General features: G+C 70.3%; 19 protein-coding genes. 5 read left to right on the top strand and 14 right to left on the bottom strand.

The features are described 5' to 3' along the window. Nucleotide 1: 1 nt before the first annotated feature. Nucleotides 2–1,030 (bottom strand): phosphotransferase family protein, encoded by a 1,029-nt coding sequence (locus tag RR1_RS09875; RefSeq protein WP_010839805.1) that lies wholly within the window; start codon nt 1,028–1,030, stop codon nt 2–4. A gap of 173 nt (nt 1,031–1,203) precedes the next feature. On the opposite strand from RR1_RS09875, the gene RR1_RS09880 reads away from it, so the two are divergent. Next, complete coding sequence (locus tag RR1_RS09880; protein ID WP_010839803.1) at nt 1,204–1,821, top strand: hypothetical protein; 618 nt, start codon at nt 1,204–1,206, stop codon at nt 1,819–1,821. Nucleotides 1,822–1,899: 78 nt separating this feature from the next. Here RR1_RS09880 and RR1_RS09885 read toward each other — a convergent pair whose 3' ends face one another. The 6 genes from RR1_RS09885 to RR1_RS09905 form a co-directional block, all read right to left on the bottom strand. Continuing rightward, nucleotides 1,900–3,249, bottom strand: coding sequence for a DUF6297 family protein (locus RR1_RS09885; protein ID WP_040774946.1), 1,350 nt, complete (start codon nt 3,247–3,249; stop codon nt 1,900–1,902). Continuing rightward, nucleotides 3,246–3,902, bottom strand: a complete 657-nt coding sequence (locus RR1_RS09890) for an ABC transporter ATP-binding protein (RefSeq protein ID WP_010839801.1) — start codon at nt 3,900–3,902, stop codon at nt 3,246–3,248. Before RR1_RS09890 ends, RR1_RS09885 begins: the two co-directional genes overlap by 4 nt. A gap of 87 nt (nt 3,903–3,989) precedes the next feature. Next, a complete protein-coding gene (locus RR1_RS21925; RefSeq protein WP_143153786.1) occupies nt 3,990–4,307 on the bottom strand; it encodes a hypothetical protein in 318 nt (105 codons plus the stop codon). Nucleotides 4,308–4,405: 98 nt separating this feature from the next. Then, nucleotides 4,406–5,830, bottom strand: coding sequence for an NAD(P)(+) transhydrogenase (Re/Si-specific) subunit beta (locus tag RR1_RS09895; RefSeq protein ID WP_010839799.1), 1,425 nt, complete (start codon nt 5,828–5,830; stop codon nt 4,406–4,408). Further along, nucleotides 5,827–6,156, bottom strand: a complete 330-nt coding sequence (locus RR1_RS09900) for an NAD(P) transhydrogenase subunit alpha part 2 (protein ID WP_010839798.1) — start codon at nt 6,154–6,156, stop codon at nt 5,827–5,829. Before RR1_RS09900 ends, RR1_RS09895 begins: the two co-directional genes overlap by 4 nt. A gap of 4 nt (nt 6,157–6,160) precedes the next feature. Next, nucleotides 6,161–7,285 (bottom strand): Re/Si-specific NAD(P)(+) transhydrogenase subunit alpha, encoded by a 1,125-nt coding sequence (locus tag RR1_RS09905; RefSeq protein ID WP_040774892.1) that lies wholly within the window; start codon nt 7,283–7,285, stop codon nt 6,161–6,163. Nucleotides 7,286–7,445: 160 nt separating this feature from the next. Here RR1_RS09905 and RR1_RS09910 point away from each other — a divergent pair, with 160 nt between their 5' ends. Next, nucleotides 7,446–8,240, top strand: a complete 795-nt coding sequence (locus RR1_RS09910; RefSeq protein ID WP_010839796.1) for an SIR2 family NAD-dependent protein deacylase — start codon at nt 7,446–7,448, stop codon at nt 8,238–8,240. Beyond that, nucleotides 8,237–8,659 carry an HIT family protein gene (locus tag RR1_RS09915; RefSeq protein WP_010839795.1) on the top strand — a complete coding sequence of 141 codons (423 nt, stop codon included), beginning with the start codon at nt 8,237–8,239 and terminating at the stop codon, nt 8,657–8,659. The genes RR1_RS09910 and RR1_RS09915 overlap by 4 nt, the downstream gene beginning before the upstream one ends. Before the next feature lie 7 nt (nt 8,660–8,666). Here RR1_RS09915 and RR1_RS09920 read toward each other — a convergent pair whose 3' ends face one another. From RR1_RS09920 to RR1_RS09950, 7 genes are all read right to left on the bottom strand, one after another. Beyond that, nucleotides 8,667–9,824, bottom strand: a complete 1,158-nt coding sequence (locus tag RR1_RS09920) for an ABC transporter substrate-binding protein (RefSeq protein ID WP_010839794.1) — start codon at nt 9,822–9,824, stop codon at nt 8,667–8,669. 69 nt (nt 9,825–9,893) lie between these two features. Beyond that, on the bottom strand, nt 9,894–10,667 hold the full coding sequence (locus tag RR1_RS09925) for an ABC transporter permease (protein WP_238559069.1): 774 nt from the start codon (nt 10,665–10,667) through the stop codon (nt 9,894–9,896). After that, nucleotides 10,664–11,497 (bottom strand): ABC transporter ATP-binding protein, encoded by an 834-nt coding sequence (locus RR1_RS09930; RefSeq protein ID WP_010839792.1) that lies wholly within the window; start codon nt 11,495–11,497, stop codon nt 10,664–10,666. Before RR1_RS09930 ends, RR1_RS09925 begins: the two co-directional genes overlap by 4 nt. Beyond that, nucleotides 11,494–12,432 carry an ABC transporter permease gene (locus tag RR1_RS09935; protein WP_010839791.1) on the bottom strand — a complete coding sequence of 313 codons (939 nt, stop codon included), beginning with the start codon at nt 12,430–12,432 and terminating at the stop codon, nt 11,494–11,496. Before RR1_RS09935 ends, RR1_RS09930 begins: the two co-directional genes overlap by 4 nt. Beyond that, on the bottom strand, nt 12,429–13,460 hold the full coding sequence (locus RR1_RS09940; RefSeq protein ID WP_010839790.1) for a TIGR03842 family LLM class F420-dependent oxidoreductase: 1,032 nt from the start codon (nt 13,458–13,460) through the stop codon (nt 12,429–12,431). Before RR1_RS09940 ends, RR1_RS09935 begins: the two co-directional genes overlap by 4 nt. A 9-nt stretch (nt 13,461–13,469) precedes the next feature. Next, nucleotides 13,470–14,888, bottom strand: a complete 1,419-nt coding sequence (gene hydA, locus RR1_RS09945; protein WP_010839789.1) for a dihydropyrimidinase — start codon at nt 14,886–14,888, stop codon at nt 13,470–13,472. Nucleotides 14,889–14,923: 35 nt separating this feature from the next. Further along, entirely contained in the window at nt 14,924–15,760 is an 837-nt protein-coding gene (locus tag RR1_RS09950) for a nitrilase-related carbon-nitrogen hydrolase (RefSeq protein ID WP_010839788.1), read from the bottom strand. Nucleotides 15,761–16,053: 293 nt separating this feature from the next. On the opposite strand from RR1_RS09950, the gene RR1_RS09955 reads away from it, so the two are divergent. Together RR1_RS09955 and RR1_RS09960 are read left to right on the top strand one after the other, a co-directional pair. Continuing rightward, nucleotides 16,054–17,454 (top strand): aminotransferase-like domain-containing protein, encoded by a 1,401-nt coding sequence (locus tag RR1_RS09955; RefSeq protein ID WP_010839786.1) that lies wholly within the window; start codon nt 16,054–16,056, stop codon nt 17,452–17,454. Between the two features lie 49 nt (nt 17,455–17,503). After that, entirely contained in the window at nt 17,504–17,941 is a 438-nt protein-coding gene (locus RR1_RS09960) for a DUF488 domain-containing protein (protein ID WP_010839785.1), read from the top strand. Nucleotides 17,942–17,969: the final 28 nt, after the last annotated feature.

Consider the following 17,969-nt stretch of genomic DNA (forward strand, 5'->3'; position numbering starts at 1 on the left):
GTCAGGAGAGCCCTTCGGCCTCGGCGGTGTCGAGGGCGCGGCGGACGATGCCGTCGATGAGTTTCTCGGTCGGCCCACCGGAGCCGGCGCGGTTGCGGGGATCGTCGACGATGCGCCGCAGGACGCCTTCGGCGATGATCGTGAGCTTCCACAGCGCGAGCACGTGCCAGTAGCCGACGGCGCTCACGTCGCGCCCCGACTTCGCGGCGTAGGCCGCGACGAGCTCGCCCCGGGTCGGGAAGCCTTCGAGGGTCGACGCCATGAACGGCCCCGCGACGGAATCGCCCGCCTCGGGCCAGTACGCGAGCAGCGCGCCGACGTCCGCGAGCGGATCGCCGAGCGTGCACAGCTCCCAGTCGAGCACCGAGAGGACCTTGCCCTCGGCGGGGTCGACGATGACGTTGTTGAGATGGAAATCGCCGTGGACGAGCGTCACCTCGGACTGCTCGGGAACGTTCCGCGCCAGGACGGTCGCGAGTTCGTCCACCTCGGGGACGTCGCGGGTGCGCGACTTCTCCCACTGCGCCGACCACCGGTCGAGCTGGCGCGGGGCGTACGGCTTGTGGCTCGCGAGGTCGGTGAGACCCGCGTCGTCGAGGTCGACGTCGTGGATGCGGACGAGGGTGCGCGGCAGCGCGAGCCCGACGGCACGGCGCTGATCGACGGTGAGGCTCTCGGCGGTGTTGACGCTGTCGACGACGACGCCGTCGACGTAGCTCATGAGGACGAGCGGGGCGTCGGTGATCGCCGGATCCTCGGTGAGGCCGAGCACCTTCGGCACCGGGACGCTCGATCCCTGGAGCGCGGACAGGATGCGGTGTTCGCGGACGACGTCGTGCGCCGACGACAGCAACTTGCCCAGCGGCGGCCGGCGCAGCACCCATCGGGCGCCACCCGAGTCGCGGACGGCGTACGTGAGGTTGGACTGCCCATTGCCGATGCGTTCGAACGTGAGCGGCGCGACGGCCCCCACGCCGAGGCTCGCGATCCAGCCGGTCACCGCGTCTTCGTCGATCCCTACTGCGTTCACGGAACCGAGCGTAACGGCAGCGGCCGCTCGGACGAACCGGTGTCGTCGGGAGGGTGTCCCTCGCGCGCGGTTCGCGTCCCCGCGGGCGGTCGTCCCCGCGCGCCCGTAGCGTACGACGAAGATCACACGACCGGGCGGGGGTTCGGGCCGATGTATTTGGCATCCTGTATGGCATGACCGACTCGACCGAGCGGGTGCAACGAAGCATCCGTCGTATCGCCGTGGCCGCCGTCAGCGTTGTGGCGCTGGTGGCGTTGTATGCGCTTCGTCCCCGGGTGTCGTCGTTCACGACTCCCGAGAACTTGCGGGCGCTCGCCGAGCCGGTCCTGTCTCTTGTCGACGTCACGACCGCTCTCGTGGCGACGGTCGTGCTCACCGTGGTCGCGATGACGCGGCGTCTGCCGTTCGGTGTCGCCGCGGTCCTACTGCTCGTCATCGGCTCGACTGTGTCGAGTGCTGCTGTGCACCAGTGGGTTTCGTCCGTCCCCGATGCGGGCCTGCCGAACGGCTACGTCGTCGGCGTCAGCGCGATCTACGGTGCCGCGGTCCTCGTCGCCGCGCCGCAGTTCAAGCCTGCGGTCGCCGGCCTCGGTGCCGTCGCGGTCCTCGCGATCACCGCTGCGGCGGTCGTCGCCGAGCCGGTCGCGCTCGCCGGCGTCGCGGCGTCCCTCATGATCACCGCGATCTGGTGGGCACTGTCGTCGGTGGTGATGCTCTACTCCCCCGTCGCCGCCCAGCGCGAGGAGTTGCGTCCCGACACCGCGGCCATCGCTTTCTCCCGCTACCGCTGATCATCCGTCCCCCGAACGGGCGGTTTCCGGCATGCGCCCTCGCGCGATGCTCCGGAAACCGCCCGTTCACTGTTTTCGTCAGGCGATCAGCGTGACGACGGCGGCCGCGACGGCGAGCACACCTACTCCCCGGAGCTTCTGCCGGAGCAGGTCGACCGGGAGTTGCCCGAACCCCGTCTCGAGGACCAGCCCGTCGTACGCCGGGGGGGTTCCGGTCCCCGAGCGGTAGGCGGCCAGCACGGCGCCGAGCAGGCACACGAGCGAGACCGCCCACCCCGTCAGCGACGCCGTCGCGGCGGTGACGGCCAGCGAAGCACACACCGGCAGCACCAGGAGGGGACGCGCGATCGCGCCGTCGGACACACCGAGCAGCGCCCCACTCCCGCGTGCAGCACGCAGTCCTGCCCCGAAGAGCGACGACGCGGCGAACACCGCGACGAGTTGTACCCACGCGAGCACGAGGGGTGAGACGAGGGCCGCCGCGAGCCATGTCATGCCGACGATCACCGCCACCCACACGAACGACCGAGGACGGCGCCGGTGCCGGAGGACGTCGATGTACACGAGTGCGCGTGCACTGCCGAGCGGCAGTGTGCGGGACGTGCGCCGTGCGATCCGCCGCCACGCGTTCTCCTCGACGACCCCCGTGAGGATCGTGGGAGCGAGTCCGACGAGCGACACCCGCGCCGCCACCGCGATGGCGGCGCCTCGATCCAGGTCGGCACGTGACGCACCGCCGCAGGCCGCCAGTGCACCGACCAGCATCCCCCCTGCGAGCGCAGCGACGACGACTACCGGCTGCCGTTCCGCCGCGGTGAGCGGTAGCCCGACGGCCGACGCCACCGCGAGCGTGCCGACGGCCACGGCTCCGAGTCCGTACGCGATCCCGACGGCGACCGTCGGTACGGCCCGGCTCTGCACCAGCGCCGCGAAGGACACGACCGCGACGCCGAGCAGCGCCGAGAAGACGGTGACAGGCCACCACGGTTCGACGGCGCCCACGAAGGCCGCGAGCCGTCCTGCGACGCCGCCCGCCACCGCGCCGCAGAGCGCCAGCGCGAGCACCGTCGGTCGCAGCGACGCTGCCCGGTCGACCGGCGTCGACAGCACCCAGACGTGCCGCTCGCCGCTTACCACGAGGGGCCCGAACGACCGCGCCGCCCACAGCCCGGCTCCGGCCGCGCCCGCGACGACCAGCCACGCCCACAGCGGATCGGGGCGGAATCCGGGAAGGACGGCCGTGTCGGTCAACGCTCCGGACGAACGCGTCACGAGCCACCAGCCGATTCCCGCCACGAGGGCCGTCCCGAGGGTGCCGTCGACCAGAGCTGCGCCCAGGTCACGCCGCGGTGCGTGCTCGCGCGCGAACCGGCGCCGCATCCGCCGCAGTTCCGCCGCCGTCGGCACCGTCGCCGTCGCCGTCCTCATCGCCACGAGTCACCGTCCACGGTGTCGTCGGCGACCGCCGTCACGAGTGCGGCGTCGTGGGACACGATGAGAATCGCCGTTCCCTCCGACGCGATCCGCTGCACCGTCGCGGCGAGCCACTCCCTGCCGTCGGCGTCCAGGTGCTGCTCGGGTTCGTCGAGGACGAGCAGTTCGCTCGGGCGCACGAGCACCGACGCGAGCGCGAGCCGGTGGCGCTGGCCGCTCGAGAGTGTCACCGGGAGCTGATCGCGCGCCGACGTGAGGCCGACGTCGTCCAGTGTCCGGGTGGCGAGCCCGTACGGATCGGGCATGCCGTGGCCGCTCGCGACGAGTTGCAGATGCTCGTGGGTGGTCAGGTGCGGGAAGGTCGCGACGTCGCCGACGACCGCGGCGACGGCTCGCCGGAAATGCGGTGACGCCTCGTCGACGGATTCGCCGCACACGGTGACGGTTCCGTCGTCCAGCCGGTCGGCGCCGATCACGCAGTTGAGCAGGGTCGTCTTGCCGGCGCCGTTGGCGCCGACGAGCGCGCAGCAGCGGCCGGCCGCGACGTCGAAGGAGACGTCGCTGAAGACGACGAGGTCGCCGAATCGGCGTTCGGCGCCGTCGACGGACAGGATGGTGCGGCCCTCCGGCCGCGAGTGCGAGAGCACGATGGGTCTCCGGTTCCTCGAAGGAATGTATGTCCGAGGAGCAGGAGCCGAACGGCGCAGCGCCCGGCGTCGGAAGCGAATCCGACGTCAGGTGGGTGCGAACGCGGCGGCCCCTGCATCGAGAGCCGGTGCGCGGGGCCAGCCGTGGCGGCGGCCGACGCCACGGGCGCGACGACGAGAACCATCGCGTCGTCGTGAGCGCCGGTGTGCCGGTGTGTGTTCGAGGGTGGCAGCGTCCGGTATCCGGAGTGCGACTCTCGCAGCGAGACCGAGACTCGCAGCAGCGACGAGGCCGACGACGAGTAGTTTCGCGTCGCCGGCGAGGGTGACCTCGGCGGCCCACAGTGTCGCCCACGCCATGAGGAGACCGAGCACCGCGACGGCGCGACTCCCCCGAGATCTCACGCGGACGACACTAGCGGGCCCCGGTCCTCCGTCGTTCGAATCATCGATGATCTCGAACACACCCTGAGCCGCGCCTCGCCGGGGTCACGACGGTGACATCAGATCGCCTTCAGTTCCTCGATGATCTCGGAGACGACCTTCTTCGCGTCGCCGAAGAGCATCGACGTCTCGGGCTCGTAGAACAGCGGGTTGTCGATGCCCGCGAAGCCCGACGACATGGACCGCTTGACGACGATGACGTTCTTCGCGTCGTCCACGTTCAGCACCGGCATGCCGTAGATCGGCGACGACGGATCGTTGCGTGCAGCCGGATTCGTGACGTCGTTCGCGCCGATCACGAGCGCGACGTCGGCGCGGGCGAAGTCGTCGTTGACGTCGTCCATCTCCTTCATCGCGTCGTACGGCACGTCGGCCTCGGCGAGCAGGACGTTCATGTGCCCGGGCATGCGGCCCGCGACCGGGTGGATCGCGTACTCGACGGTGACGCCCTTCGCTTCGAGCAGCTTCGCCATGTCCTTGACGGCGTGCTGTGCCTGCGCGACGGCGAGACCGTACCCGGGGACGACGATGACGAGGCTGCCGTACGCCATCTGGATCGCGGCGTCGGCGGCGGAGGTCGACTTGTACGTCCGATCCTCGTGTCCGGCACCGGCTGCCGCGGCACCGCCGCCGAAGCCGCCCGCGACGATCGCGGGGATCGACCGGTTCATCGCCTTCGCCATGAGGTTGGTGAGAATCGAACCCGACGCACCGACGATCATGCCCGCGACGATCATCGCCTTGTTGTCGAGTGCCAGGCCCGCCGCAGCCGCGGACAGGCCGGTGAGTGCGTTGAGCAGCGAGATGACGACGGGCATGTCGGCGCCGCCGATGGGTAGCACCACGAGCAGTCCGAGCACACCCGCGACGACGAGCAGTCCCGCCATCCACCATCCGGAGACCGGCGCGTCGGGGTCGATCGCAGCGATGCCGATGTAGACGGCGATGCCGATCGCGACGACGAGGAGGACGAGGTTGACGGCCTGCTGCGCCTTCCCGAGCCCGATCGGGCGGCCGGGCAGGATCTCCTGGAGCTTGCCGAACGCGACGACGCTGCCCCAGAACGAGATCGAGCCGATGATCGCGGCGAACAGCGATGCAACGATGACGTGGGTGACGGGCTCTTCACCGTGGAAGTCGGTGAAGCCGCCCGAGTCGAGGAACTCGGCCCACGCGATGAGCGCGACGGTGCCGCCGCCGACGCCGTTGAACAGCGCGACTAGCTGCGGCATCGCCGTCATCTTGGTGCGCAGCGCGGGCGGGATGCCGAGCGCGACACCGATCACGAGGCCGGCGACCACGATGATCCAGTTGCTCGAGCCGGCATCGCGGATCGCGATGAGCGTCGCGACGACGGCGACGAGCATGCCCACCGCGGCGATCTGGTTGCCGCGCACCGCGGTCTTCGGTCCGGTCAGCCCCATGAGGCCGTAGATGAAGAGCGCGAACGCGACGATGTAGAGCACATCGACGAGGTACGTCACTTGCTGTCCCCCTTCGCCTCACCGGCGGACGTGTCCGCGGGCTTCGACTTGAACATCGCGAGCATGCGGTCGGTCACGACGAAGCCGCCCACGACGTTGACGGTGCCGAACACCAGTGCCACGAACAGAATCAGCTGCAGTCCCCACGAGGGGTCGTGCACCTTGCCGAGCACGACGAGCGCGCCGAGCACGACGATGCCGTGGATGGCGTTCGTTCCCGACATGAGCGGCGTGTGAAGGGTGTTGGGCACCTTGGAGATCACGGCGAAGCCGACGAACCCCGCGAGCACCAGAATCGCGATGTTCGAGAGCAGTTCGGTGTACATGTCGTCACGCTCCTTCGCGGGTGACGCAGCTGTCGGCGAGCACCTGATCGGAGAAATCGGGTGCGACGCGCCCCTCGTCGTCGAGCATCAGTTCGAGGAGTGCCAGCACGTTCTTCGAGTACAGCTCGGACGAGTGCTCGGGCATCGTCGCGGGCAGGTTGAGCGGCGCCGCGATCGTGACGCCGCCGGAGACGTACGTCTCGCCGGGGCGAGTCAGCTCGCAGTTTCCGCCCGTCTCGCCCGCGAGGTCGACGACGACGCTGCCGGGCCGCATCGACGCGACGGCATCGGCCGTCACGAGGATCGGTGCGCGACGCCCAGGAACGAGCGCCGTGGTGATGACGACGTCGAAGCCCGCGATCGCGTCCTGCAGCGCCTGCTGCTGACGTGCGCGTTCGTCGTCGGTCAGCTCGCGCGCGTAGCCGCCTTCGCCCGCGGCGTCGATGCCGAGATCGAGCCAGCTCGCCCCGACCGAACGCACCTGATCGGCGACCTCGGGCCGCACGTCGTATCCGGTCGGCCGCGAGCCGAGCCGCTTCGCGGTCGCGAGGGCCTGCAGCCCGGCGACGCCGACGCCCAGCACGAGAACCGATGCAGGCTTCACCGTTCCGGCCGCCGTCGTGAGCATCGGGAAGAAGCGGGTGAGCTCGGACGCCGCGAGCAGCGTCGCCTTGTACCCGGCGACGTTCGCCTGCGAGGACAGCGCGTCCATCACCTGCGCACGCGAGATGCGCGGGATCGCCTCCATCGCGAACGCCTGAACACCGGCGTCGCGGAGCGCGCCGATGCTGTTGTCCTCGTTGCGCGGTGCGAGGAAGCCGATCAGTGTCCGGCCCGACGCGAGGCGTCCCACCTCGTCCGCGCTCGGCGGCGCGACCTTGACGACGACGTCCGCCGCCCACGCGTCACCGATGCGCGCACCGGCCTGTTCGTACTCGCTGTCCGGAATCAGCGCGTTCTCGCCCGCCCCTGCCTCGACGACGACGTCGACGCCCCGCTGTGCGAGTGTCGCGACGATCTTGGGGACCAGCGCCACACGCCGCTCCCCCCCAGCGGATTCACGGACGACGCCGACCGTCGTCCGCGATGCGGAATCGCGCGGCTCGGCGCTTTCGTGTGCTGTCTCCACAGCCCTACTCTCTTCGCTTGTTCGACCCTGCCGCGCCGGGTCGGCGCACTCCCCGCAGCGGACGGTGGTGACCTGAGCCACTGCGATCGCAGAGATCATAGCCACACGGCGGGTCCCGCTGTGACCGCCTCTGGTTGTGGCACGCGGCATACTCCGTGTCGTGGCTGCCGACACCGACCCTCCCGCGATCGCCGATGCCGTCGTCGACCTGTGTGCCGCCGCGCGGTCGATCACGGTGCTGACGGGCGCGGGCATGTCCGCCGAGAGCGCCGTGCCGACCTTCCGGGACGCGAGCACGGGCCTGTGGACGGGGATCGATCCGATGGAGATCGCGACGCCCCGGGCGTGGCGGCGCGATCCGGATCGCGTGTGGGCCTGGTACTGCTGGCGCGCCGCGCTGGTCCGCCGTGCCCGTCCCAACGCGGGGCACGACGCGATCGCGCGGTGGCAGGGTGGCGCGGACGTCACCGTCGCGACACAGAACGTCGACGACCTCCACGAACGCGCGGGCACGACCGTCGCGGCCCACGTCCACGGCAGCCTGTTCGCGCCGCGGTGCTCCGAGTGCGGCGCCGCCGCCCCGGGCGCCGAACTCGCGGTACCGGACGCACCGGTCGAGCGGCTCGCTCCGCCCCGGTGCGGCGTGTGCGGGGGCGCGGTGCGGCCGGGTGTCGTGTGGTTCGGCGAGCCGTTGCCGGAAGCGGAGTGGGACGCGGCGGCAGCGGCGGCGACGACCGCCGATCTCGTTCTGGTGGTGGGGACGTCGGGCGTCGTGCATCCGTTCGCGGCGCTGCCCGAGGCGGCGCGCGACGCCGGTGCGACCGTCGTCGAGGTCAATCCCGAGGACACGCCGATCACCGCGGTCGCGCATCATGCCGTCCGTGCCACGTCCGGGTCGGCGCTGCCGCGCCTGGTTCCCGAGTTGCCCCGCCCGGTCCCCGAGGAGGATTCGTGACCGACTGCCCGTTCTGCGCGATCGTGCACTCCGGCGCGCCCGCGACCCGCGTGTTCGAGGACGAGCGCACCGTCGCCTTCCTCGACATCCGGCCGCTCGCGCGCGGGCACACCCTCGTCGTCCCCCGGGCGCACGCGTCCGGCCTGCACGAACTCACCGGCGACGACGCCGCGGCGGTGTTCGCGACGGCTCAGCGGCTCGCCGCCGCGATGCGCAGTGGCCCGATCGCCGCCGACGGCGTTCATCTCGTCGTCAACGACGGGCGCGCCGCGATGCAGACCGTGTTCCACGCGCACATGCACGTCGTCCCGCGGCACCGCGGCGACAAGATCTCGCTCGCGGCGGGCATCGCGACGCGTCGTCGTCACGACGCGGAGCAGGCCGGCGCGGACGTCCGCGCCGGCCTGCCACCGGAGTGAGGGTCGGTCAGTTGCCGCCCTCCTCGAGGGTCACCTCGATCGGCGCGTAGTTCTCGCCGGTCACGTCGACACCCTTGTCCCGCAGGATCTCCAGCGCCTCGGTGACGTACTCGTTGGAGTACGCCGCCTCGTCCGGTTCCTGGGTGAGGACGGTCTGGCCCTCCGCGTTCCTCGTCTCGGACGCGATCTCCACGGTGCGGTCCCAGGCGGCCTCGTCGATCGTGCCGACGCCCGCGGGCGACGGCCAGATCAGCTTGTTCACCTCGTTGATCTGCCACAGCTGATGGCTGGCCCCGAGCGTCGAACCCGCGGCGACGGTGATGTCGCGGCATTCCTCGACGTTGTCGCGGCAGTACGCCCATCCTTCGAGCGACGCCGCGACGAACTTGACCGTCTGCTCGCGGTAGGCGGGGTCCTCGAGCTTGTCGGTGCTGGCCCAGATCGCGTCCTGCAGCATCGCGACGCCCTCGTCGTTCCAGTCGATCGTGCGGAACTTGTCGGGCGTGTAGAGCTCACCCGTGTCGGGGTCGACGGCTTCGAGCAGCTGCGCGTACTCGTTGTACGACATCGCCTGTGCGGCATCGATGTCGCCGGCGAGCAGTCCGTTCATGTCGAACTGCTGCTGCACGAGCGTGACGTCGTTCGCGGGGTCGATACCTGCCTCGGTCATGGCGGCGAACAGCTCGTACTCGTTTCCGTAGCCCCAGTTGCCGACGTTCTTGCCGCGCAGATCGGCAGGCCCCGTGATGTTCTCGTCCGCGAACGACACCTGGAGGGTGCCCGAGCGCTGGAAGACCTGTGCCACATCGGTGATCGCGGCGCCGGCCTCACGGAACGCGAGGGCCTTGGGGACCCAGGCGATCGCGTAGTCGGCCTGCCCCTGCGCGAGGACGGTCTGGGGCACGATGTCCGAGCCGCCGTCGAGGATCTCGACGTCGAGCCCCTGCTGCTCGTAGAAGCCCTTCTCCTTCGCGGCGAGGAAACCCGCGAACTGTCCCTGTTTGAACCACTGCAGCTGCAGCGTCACCGGCGTCAGCCCGCCCTCGGACGCCGCTCCCGTCGCCTCGGTCTCGGTGGTGCTGCATCCCGTCAGGGCGAGGGCGGACAGCGCGAGCGCGGCGGCGCCGGCCCCGATCCGCGCGCGGGTACTGATCGATCGTGACATCGAATCTCCTTGTCGTACAGCAGAGAACGAGCGATGGCGAGGTGGGTGATGCGGGCAGCGCTGCACGCATCACCGTGAGCGTCGGCGCGAGGCCAGGCGTTCGAGGGCGAGGACGACGAGGAAGAAGAGCAGCCCCACCGCCATCGCACCGAGGACGTACGCCCACGCCCGGGGATACGCGGTGTTCGCGGCAGCGGACGTGATGCGCGAGCCGAGACCGTTCTGCAGTCCGCCGAAGTACTCGGCGACGATCGCCGCGATGACGGCACCCGGTGCAGCCACACGCAGTCCCGTGAACAGGAACGGCAACGCGGCGGGAATGCGGACGGTCCGCGTCGCGCGCCACTCGCCCACCGCGTAGACGTGCATGAGTTCGAGGTGCACGGCGGGAACCTGACGCAGCCCCTCCGCGACGGACACGAAGATCGGGAAGAACACGACGACGGCGACGGTGATCCGTCGCGGCACGTCGGTGGACGTCCCGTACATCGAGTTGAGCAGCGGAGCGAGCGCGACGATGGGCACTGCGGCGGCAGCGGCGGCGAGCGGCGACAGCAGGGAGTCGACGACGTTCCATCGCACCGCGAACACGGCTCCGGCGAATCCGAGCACGGCACCCGCGACGAGTCCGATCAGTGCGTTCGTTCCGGTGGCGGTCGCGGCGGCCCGGATGCCGCTCGCGTTCGCGCCGAACTGTTCCGCGATCGACGTCGGGCTCGGCAACAGGAACGACGGGACCCCGAGGGCCGTCGTGCCGATCTGCCACAGTGCGAGGACCACGACACCGAAGACGACCGGGGCGAGCCAGATCTGCACCCCGGGCGCCGCACGCACGGTACTCATCGGTCGTCCCGCCCGGCGTGGGCGGCACCGACGCGGCCGTCGGCGTGGTGGAGCGCTTCGCGCACCCGGGTGATCGCCCCGTAGAAGCCTTCGCTCTCGCGAGGATCGCCGTCACCGGCGTCGCCGAACGCGCCGATCTCGACGATCTCCGTGACGCGGCCCGGCCGCGGCGACATGACGACGACGCGGTCCGACAGGAACACCGCCTCGGGGATCGAGTGGGTCACGAAGATCACCGCGGCGTCCGTGTCGCGCACGATCGAGAGCAGTTCGCCCTGCAGCCGTTCACGAGTCATCTCGTCGAGCGCACCGAACGGCTCGTCCATGAGCAGCAGGGCGGGCTTGCGCGCGAGGGCGCGGGCGATCGCGACGCGCTGCTGCATTCCGCCGGACAACTCGGGCGGGTAGCGATCGGCGAAGTCGGTGAGTCCCACGAGGTCGAGCAGTTCGTCGCTGCGCGCACGTCGCTGCGACGCCGGGAGCTTGTGCAGTTCGAGCGGCAGTTCGACGTTGGCCCGGACGGTGCGCCAGTCGAGCAGACCGGCCTGCTGGAAGGCGATCCCGTAGTCCTGATCGAGGCGTGCGGTGCGCGCGGACTTGCCGAACACCGTGACGCCGCCGGCGGAGGGGGCTTCGAGGTCGGCGACGATGCGCAGCAGGGTCGACTTGCCACAGCCCGACGGGCCGATGAGCGAGACGAACTCGCCCGGCGCGATCGTGAGCGACACCTCGTCGAGCGCCGTGACGCCGGCGGCGTCGAAGACCTTGGTGACGTCGCTCAGCGTCACCGCGGGCTCGGCCGGTGCCGTCTCGGGGGCGGTGGTGCTCATGCGGATCCTCCTGGGGGACGGGTCGTTCCGGAATAGCGACGCAGTGCGCGTTCGAGCAGGCCGACGAGGCCGGTCACGACGAGCCCGAGTACCGCGGCGGCGAGCACGGCGGCGTAGAGCCGGGACGCGTCCCCCGTGGCCTGCTGCGAGAAGACGATGATCTGACGGCCGATCCCGCCGGACATTCCGGTCGAGATCTCGGCGACGATCGTCCCGATCACCGCGGCTGCCGCGGCGAGCCGCAGCGCCGGAATCAGGTGGGGCACCGACGCCGGCAGCCGGAGCTTCACGAGGGTCGCCCACCATCCCGCGGCGCAGCAGTACAGGAGTTCCTCCGACGCCTTCGACGGTGCGCGCAGCCCCGCGAGCATGCCGATCGCGACGGGGAAGAACGCGAGGTACGACGCGATCACGACGATCGACATCCACGGTTGCCACGGCTGTCCCGCGATCGCGATCCTGCCGCCCCACCCCGCCACGAGCGGGGCGAGCGCGATGAGCGGAACCGTCTGCGACAGAATCACATACGGCAGCACAGCCCGCTCGACGAGACCGAATCGCTCCATCGCGACGGCGAGCAGCAAACCCACGGCGGCGCCGAGCACGAACGCACCCGCGGCGAGTCCGAAGCTCGTCGCGGTCGTCCGGACGAGGACGGCCCCGACGCTCTCGCTCCCCGCCCCCGCGACGGGATCGACCACGACGGCGAGCACCGACCACACATGGGGCAACGCGCCGTCGCCGGTGCGTGGGAGCACGGGGACCCCCGCGATCGAGACACCCTGCGCGGGAACGAGGAACTTCACCGCCTCCCACACGATCACGACGAGCGCGAGCGCCGCGACGCCCGTCGCGGGCCGCCGCCAGGACCTCGGCGTGCGCCGCGCGACCCGCGATGCGGGGGTGACCGCGGCGGCGTCGAGGACGGCGGTCACGTCGTCGCCACAGCGGTGTCGGCAAGATACGGAACGACCGACTCGCCGTACCCGTCGAGCGTCGCCGTCTTGGCGTCGTGCTGCAGATACACCGCGAACTGATCGACGCCGAGCTTCTCGAGCTCCTTCAGCCGCTCGATGTGGTACTCCGGCGGGCCGATGATGCAGAACCGGTCCACGATCTCGTCCGGCACGAAGTCGGCGTGCGTGTTGCCGGCGCGCCCGTGCTGGTTGTAGTCGTAGCCCTGCCGGCCCGCGATGTAGTCGGTGAGCGCCTGCGGCGTCTCGCCGTCGGTGCCGTACTTCGCGACGATGTCCGCGACGTGGTTGCCCACCATCCCACCGAACCATCGGCACTGCTCACGCCCGTGGGCGAGGCGATCCTCGGAGCCGTCGGTGAGGTAGGCGGGCGCCGCGACACAGAACGACAACGACTCCGGGTCACGGCCCGCCGCCTCCGCCGCGGCCTTCACCCGCGCGATGGTCCAGGCGGTGATGTCGGGGTCGGCGAGCTGGAGGATGAACCCGTCGGCATGGGTTCCGGTGAGCTCGAGCGCCTTCGGCCCGTACGCCGCGACCCAGACCTCGAGGCTCGACTTGCTCGCCCACGGGAATCGCACCGTCGCACCGGATTCGAGGGTGACGGCCCGGCCGTTGCCGAGTTCGCGGATCACGTGGATCGCCTCGCGCAGGCGGGCCAGCGTCGTCGGCTTGCCGCCGAGCGTGCGCAGCGCCGAGTCGCCTCGGCCGATGCCGCACACCGTGCGATTGCCGAACATCTCGTTGAGCGTCGCGTAGGTCGACGCCGTGACCGTCCAGTCCCGCGTCGCGGGATTGGTGACCATCGGCCCGACGATCACGTTGCGGGTGTTCGCCAGGATCTGGCTGTGGACGACGTAGGGCTCCTCCCACAACAGGTGCGAGTCGAACGTCCAGACGTGCGAGAACCCGTGTGTCTCGGCCTGCCTGGCGAGCTCGACGACCCGCGAGGCGGGCGGCGTGCACTGCAGCACGACTCCGATATCCATGGTGAGCTCCTAGATCAGGTTCTGCGAGAGGTCGCGCTTGACGAAGCGGCCGTGGCCGGCCCGGCCGAGATATTCGCCGCCGTCGACGATCACGGTGCCGCGCGACAGGACGGTGTCGACGTGGCCGTCGATCCGCACTCCCTCGTACGCCGAGTAGTCCATGTTCATGTGGTGCGTGTCGTTCACGCCGATCGTCGTGTGGCCCTTCGGGTCGTAGATCACGATGTCCGCGTCGGCGCCGGGCGCGACGATCCCCTTGCGCGGATACATCCCGAACATGCGCGCGGGCGTCGTGCAGCAGACGTCGACCCAGCGTTCGAGGCCGATCCGGCCGTCGACGACGCCCTGGAACATGAGGTCCATCCGATGCTCGACGGAGCCGATGCCGTTGGGGATCTTGGAGAAGTCGCCGATGCCCATCTCCTTCTGCCCCTGGAAGCAGAACGGGCAGTGATCCGTCGCGACCGTGGTGACGTCGCCGGTGCGAATGTAGCGCCACAGTTCGTCCTGGTGGCCCTCCTCGCGCGAGCGCAGCGGGGTCGAGCACACCCACTTCGCGCCCTCGAAACTCGGTGCGCCGAGCTGTTCTTCGAGCGAGAGGTAGAGGTACTGGGGGCACGTCTCCGCGAAGACGTTCTGCCCGGCGCCGCGTGCCGTCGCGATCTGTTCGAGTGCCTGCTTCGCCGAGACGTGGACGACGTAGAGCGGCGCACCGGTCAACTGCGCGAGCATTATCGCGCGGTGCGTCGCCTCCTCTTCGAGTTGCCACGCGCGTGAGGTGCCGTGGAAGTACGGTGCGGTGTCGCCGCGCGCGATCGCCTGCTCGACGAGAACGTCGATCGCGATGCCGTTCTCCGCGTGCATCATCATCAGCGCGCCCGTGTCGGCGGCCGTCTGCATCGCACGCAGGATCTGCCCGTCGTCGGAGTAGAAGACTCCCGGATAGGCCATGAACAGCTTGAAGCTCGTGACGCCCTCGGCGACGAGTTCCGCCATGCCCTTCAGCGAATCGCTGTCGACGCCACCGATGATCTGATGGAAGCCGTCGTCGATCGCGCACTGCCCCGACGCCTTCTCGTGCCACGACGCGAGCGAGTCCTGGATACGGCCGCCCGGGTTCTGCACCGCGAAGTCGACGATCGTCGTCGTCCCTCCCCAGGCAGCGGCGCGGGTGCCGGTCTCGAAGGTGTCGCTGGCGGACGTTCCGCCGAACGGCATCTCCATGTGGGTGTGGCCGTCGACGCCGCCGGGGATCACGTACTTGCCGGTCGCGTCGATCAAGACGTCCGACGTCGCAGCGAGATCGGATCCCACTGCCGTGGAGCCCGGTTCGAGGAGAGCGACGATGCGGTCGCCGTCGACGAGGACGTCGAGCTGCTGCGAGCCCGTCGGCGAGACGACGGTCCCGCCGTGGATGAAGGTCGTCACGGGTGGTTCCCCTTTCGTGAGCGTGGTGCGGGGCGTCAGGCCTGCGTGAGCGGCCCGTAGGCGTCGGGGCGGCGGTCCCGGTAGAACTGCCAGCGCTCCCGCACGACCTTCAGCATGTCGAGGTCGAGATCGCGCACGAGCAGTTCGGGATCGCGATCCGACGCCGTGCCGTCGACGAACTTCCCTTCGGGATCGGCGAAGTAGCTCGTGCCGTAGAAGTCGTTGTCGCCCAGGTCTTCCACGCCCACCCGATTGATGGCGCCGACGAAGTACTCGTTGGCGACGGCCGCGGAGGTCTGTTCGAGCTTCCACAGGTAGTTCGAGAGCCCGCGCGAGGTGGCGGAGGGGTTGAAGACGATCTCCGCCCCCGCGAGACCGAGGGCACGCCAGCCCTCGGGGAAGTGCCGGTCGTAGCAGATGTTGACGCCCACCTTGCCGACGGCGGTGTCGAAGACCGGCCAGCCGAGGTTGCCGGGGCGGAAGTAGAACTTCTCCCAGAAGCCCTTCACCTGGGGAACGTGCATCTTGCGGTACTTGCCGAGGTAGCTGCCGTCCGCGTCGAGGATCGCGGCCGTGTTGTAGAGGACGCCGGGCATCTCCTCCTCGTACACGGGCAGTACGACGACCATGCCGAGTTCTGCTGCGAGCGCCTGGAACCGCTCGACGGTGGGACCCGGGACCGACTCGGCGTACTCGTAGAACTTCGCGTCCTGCACCTGACAGAAGTACGGGCCGTAGAACAGCTCCTGGAAGCAGATCACCTGCGCGCCCTGCGCCGCGGCGGCGCGGGTGTACTCCTCGTGCGCCACGATCATCGATTCCTTGTCGCCGGTCCAGTTCGTCTGGACCAGTGCTGCACGAACATTCGTCATGAACGAGACCAACTCCTCGGGTGGAGACCGCTGTATCGGGTGGGACCTCTGTACTCGCCGCGGCTGGATGCGCCCGGACGATGCGGAACGAGCGGAATGGATTGTGATACTGCCCTGAATATCGTTCCCGTTGTGTTACAAGTTCCCGGAATCAGTTTCGGGGACGTAAAACAATGCGAGCGGCATCTCACCGGGGCCCGCGCAGGGCATGATCGACGTGGCGCCGACAGCCCGACGCCACGACAGCCGCTGCGCCGGAACCGCTTCCGCCCACCCGACCACGAGAGGAGCCGATGACCACCCCGCCTCCCGCACCGAGACTCGAGATCACCGATCGGACCCCGGTCGGCATCGCGAGCGCCGTCACGCGCCGGATCCACGACGGCGCGCTCGCCCCGGGTGATCGGCTGCCCACGGTGCGCGCGCTCGCGAGCGAGCTCAAGGTCTCGCCCGTGACGGTGAGCCAGGCGTGGCACGCACTCGCTGCCGCGGGCACGATCGTCTCGCGCGGACGAGCAGGCACCTTCGTCGCCGACGACGCACTGGTCCGGCGCACGCGGCCGTCGGCGACTTCCGGGGCGCCGGGAGCCTCGCGCTACCGGCGGCTGCACCCCGGCAGCGAGGCGTCGTTCGCGCTCGACCTCTCCCGCGGAACACCGGATCCCGCACTGCTTCCCAGCATCGACGACGCTCTGCGCCGGATCTCGGGCGCGGGGCTCGCCGCCGACTATCTCGGCGACCCGATCCTGCCGGATCTCGATGCGCTGCTCCGGCGGTCGCTGCCCGACGCCGGCGAGCGGATCGCGATCCTCGACGGCGCGGTGGACGCCGTCGACCGCACGGTGCGCGAGTACGTGCGCTTCGGCGACACCGTCCTCGTCGAGGATCCGTGCTTTCCACCGTTCCTCGATCTGCTCACACGGGCGGGAGCCGAGCCGCTCGCGGTGCGGTGCGACGATCGCGGGCTGCTGCCGTCCGGGATCGAGGCCGCCCTCGCGCGTGCCAGGCCCGCGCTCGTCATCGTGCAACCGCGAGCCCACAACCCGACGGGAGCGTCGATGGACGACGCCCGCGCACGAGCGGTCGCCGGCGCGCTCGCGTCGTCGTCGGCCCCCGTCGTCGAGGACGATCACGCGGGGTCGATCGCGCGCGGCGAGCCCGTGTCGCTCGCCCCGTATCTCCGCGGGCGCTTCGTGCACGTCCGGTCGTTCTCGAAGTCGCACGGCGCGGATCTGCGGCTCTCCGCGCTCCGCGGTCCCGCCGAGTTGATCGATCCCGTCGTCGAGCGCCGGATGCTCGGGCCGGGCTGGACGAGCCGCCTGCTGCAACGCCTCCTGTTGTCGATGCTCACCGATCCCGTCGCGGCGGCCACCGTCGCGAGCGCGCGCGACACATATGCGTCGAGGGTCGCGTGCGTCCGTGACGCGGCGGCCCGCGCGGGACTCGACCTGCCCGACGCCGACGGGATCAATCTGTGGATCCCGGTGCACGACGAGTCGGCGGCACTCGTGAGCCTCGCTGCCGCGGGTATCCGCGCCGCGCCGGGCACACCCTTCCGTGTCGACGACGCGAACCCCGGCTCCACGCACCACGTGCGCATCACGGTGAGTGCCGTCGACCCGGAGCATGCGCCGTGGCTCGGCCACCAGCTCGCGGCGGCGGCCGTCGCCGAGCCGATATACCCGCGCCGCTGAGCCGCCGGGACGTAGGTTGGGAGCGAGTCGACGACTGCGACATGCGGAGGTGAGGACGATCGACACCGCGAACCCCGGCAGCGAGAACGACCCCGACGACGACGCCGTTCTCGTCGAACGCGTCTACGAGCATCCGATCGACGACGGCGACGGCTACCGCGTGTTCGTCGACCGGTTGTGGCCGCGCGGACTGCGCAAAGACGCGTTCCACTACGACGACTGGGCCAAGGAACTCGCCCCGTCGACCGACCTGCGTCGCTGGTACTCGCACGACGCGTCCCGCTTCTCCGAGTTCCGGTCGCGCTATTTCACCGAGCTCGATTCGCCCGCGGCACGTGCCGAGCTCGCCCGCGTCCGCGCGGACGCCGACGGCAGACCGCTCGTCCTGCTCACCGCGACGCGCGACGTTGGGCACAGCAACGCCGAGGTTCTCGCCGAATTCCTGCGGGGCGACACCGACGAGCCGGCCCCCTGGTCGTCCGGCTGAGCGCTAGGGTCACCCAGGGGATACCGAA

The sequence above is a fragment of the Rhodococcus rhodnii NBRC 100604 genome (genome assembly GCF_001894925.1).
GTDB classification, from domain to species: Bacteria; Actinomycetota; Actinomycetes; order Mycobacteriales; family Mycobacteriaceae; genus Rhodococcus_F; species Rhodococcus_F rhodnii.

Coding starts and splice junctions, on each gene's coding strand:
- RR1_RS09900 (WP_010839798.1), bottom strand. CDS start 6,156: ATGTACACCGAACTGCTCTCGAACATCGCGATTCTGGTGCTCGCGGGG.
- RR1_RS09885 (WP_040774946.1), bottom strand. CDS start 3,249: ATGAGGACGGCGACGGCGACGGTGCCGACGGCGGCGGAACTGCGGCGG.
- RR1_RS09950 (WP_010839788.1), bottom strand. CDS start 15,760: ATGACGAATGTTCGTGCAGCACTGGTCCAGACGAACTGGACCGGCGAC.
- RR1_RS09955 (WP_010839786.1), top strand. CDS start 16,054: ATGACCACCCCGCCTCCCGCACCGAGACTCGAGATCACCGATCGGACC.
- RR1_RS09925 (WP_238559069.1), bottom strand. CDS start 10,667: ATGAGTACCGTGCGTGCGGCGCCCGGGGTGCAGATCTGGCTCGCCCCG.
- RR1_RS09880 (WP_010839803.1), top strand. CDS start 1,204: ATGACCGACTCGACCGAGCGGGTGCAACGAAGCATCCGTCGTATCGCC.
- RR1_RS09920 (WP_010839794.1), bottom strand. CDS start 9,824: ATGTCACGATCGATCAGTACCCGCGCGCGGATCGGGGCCGGCGCCGCC.
- RR1_RS09930 (WP_010839792.1), bottom strand. CDS start 11,497: ATGAGCACCACCGCCCCCGAGACGGCACCGGCCGAGCCCGCGGTGACG.
- RR1_RS09940 (WP_010839790.1), bottom strand. CDS start 13,460: ATGGATATCGGAGTCGTGCTGCAGTGCACGCCGCCCGCCTCGCGGGTC.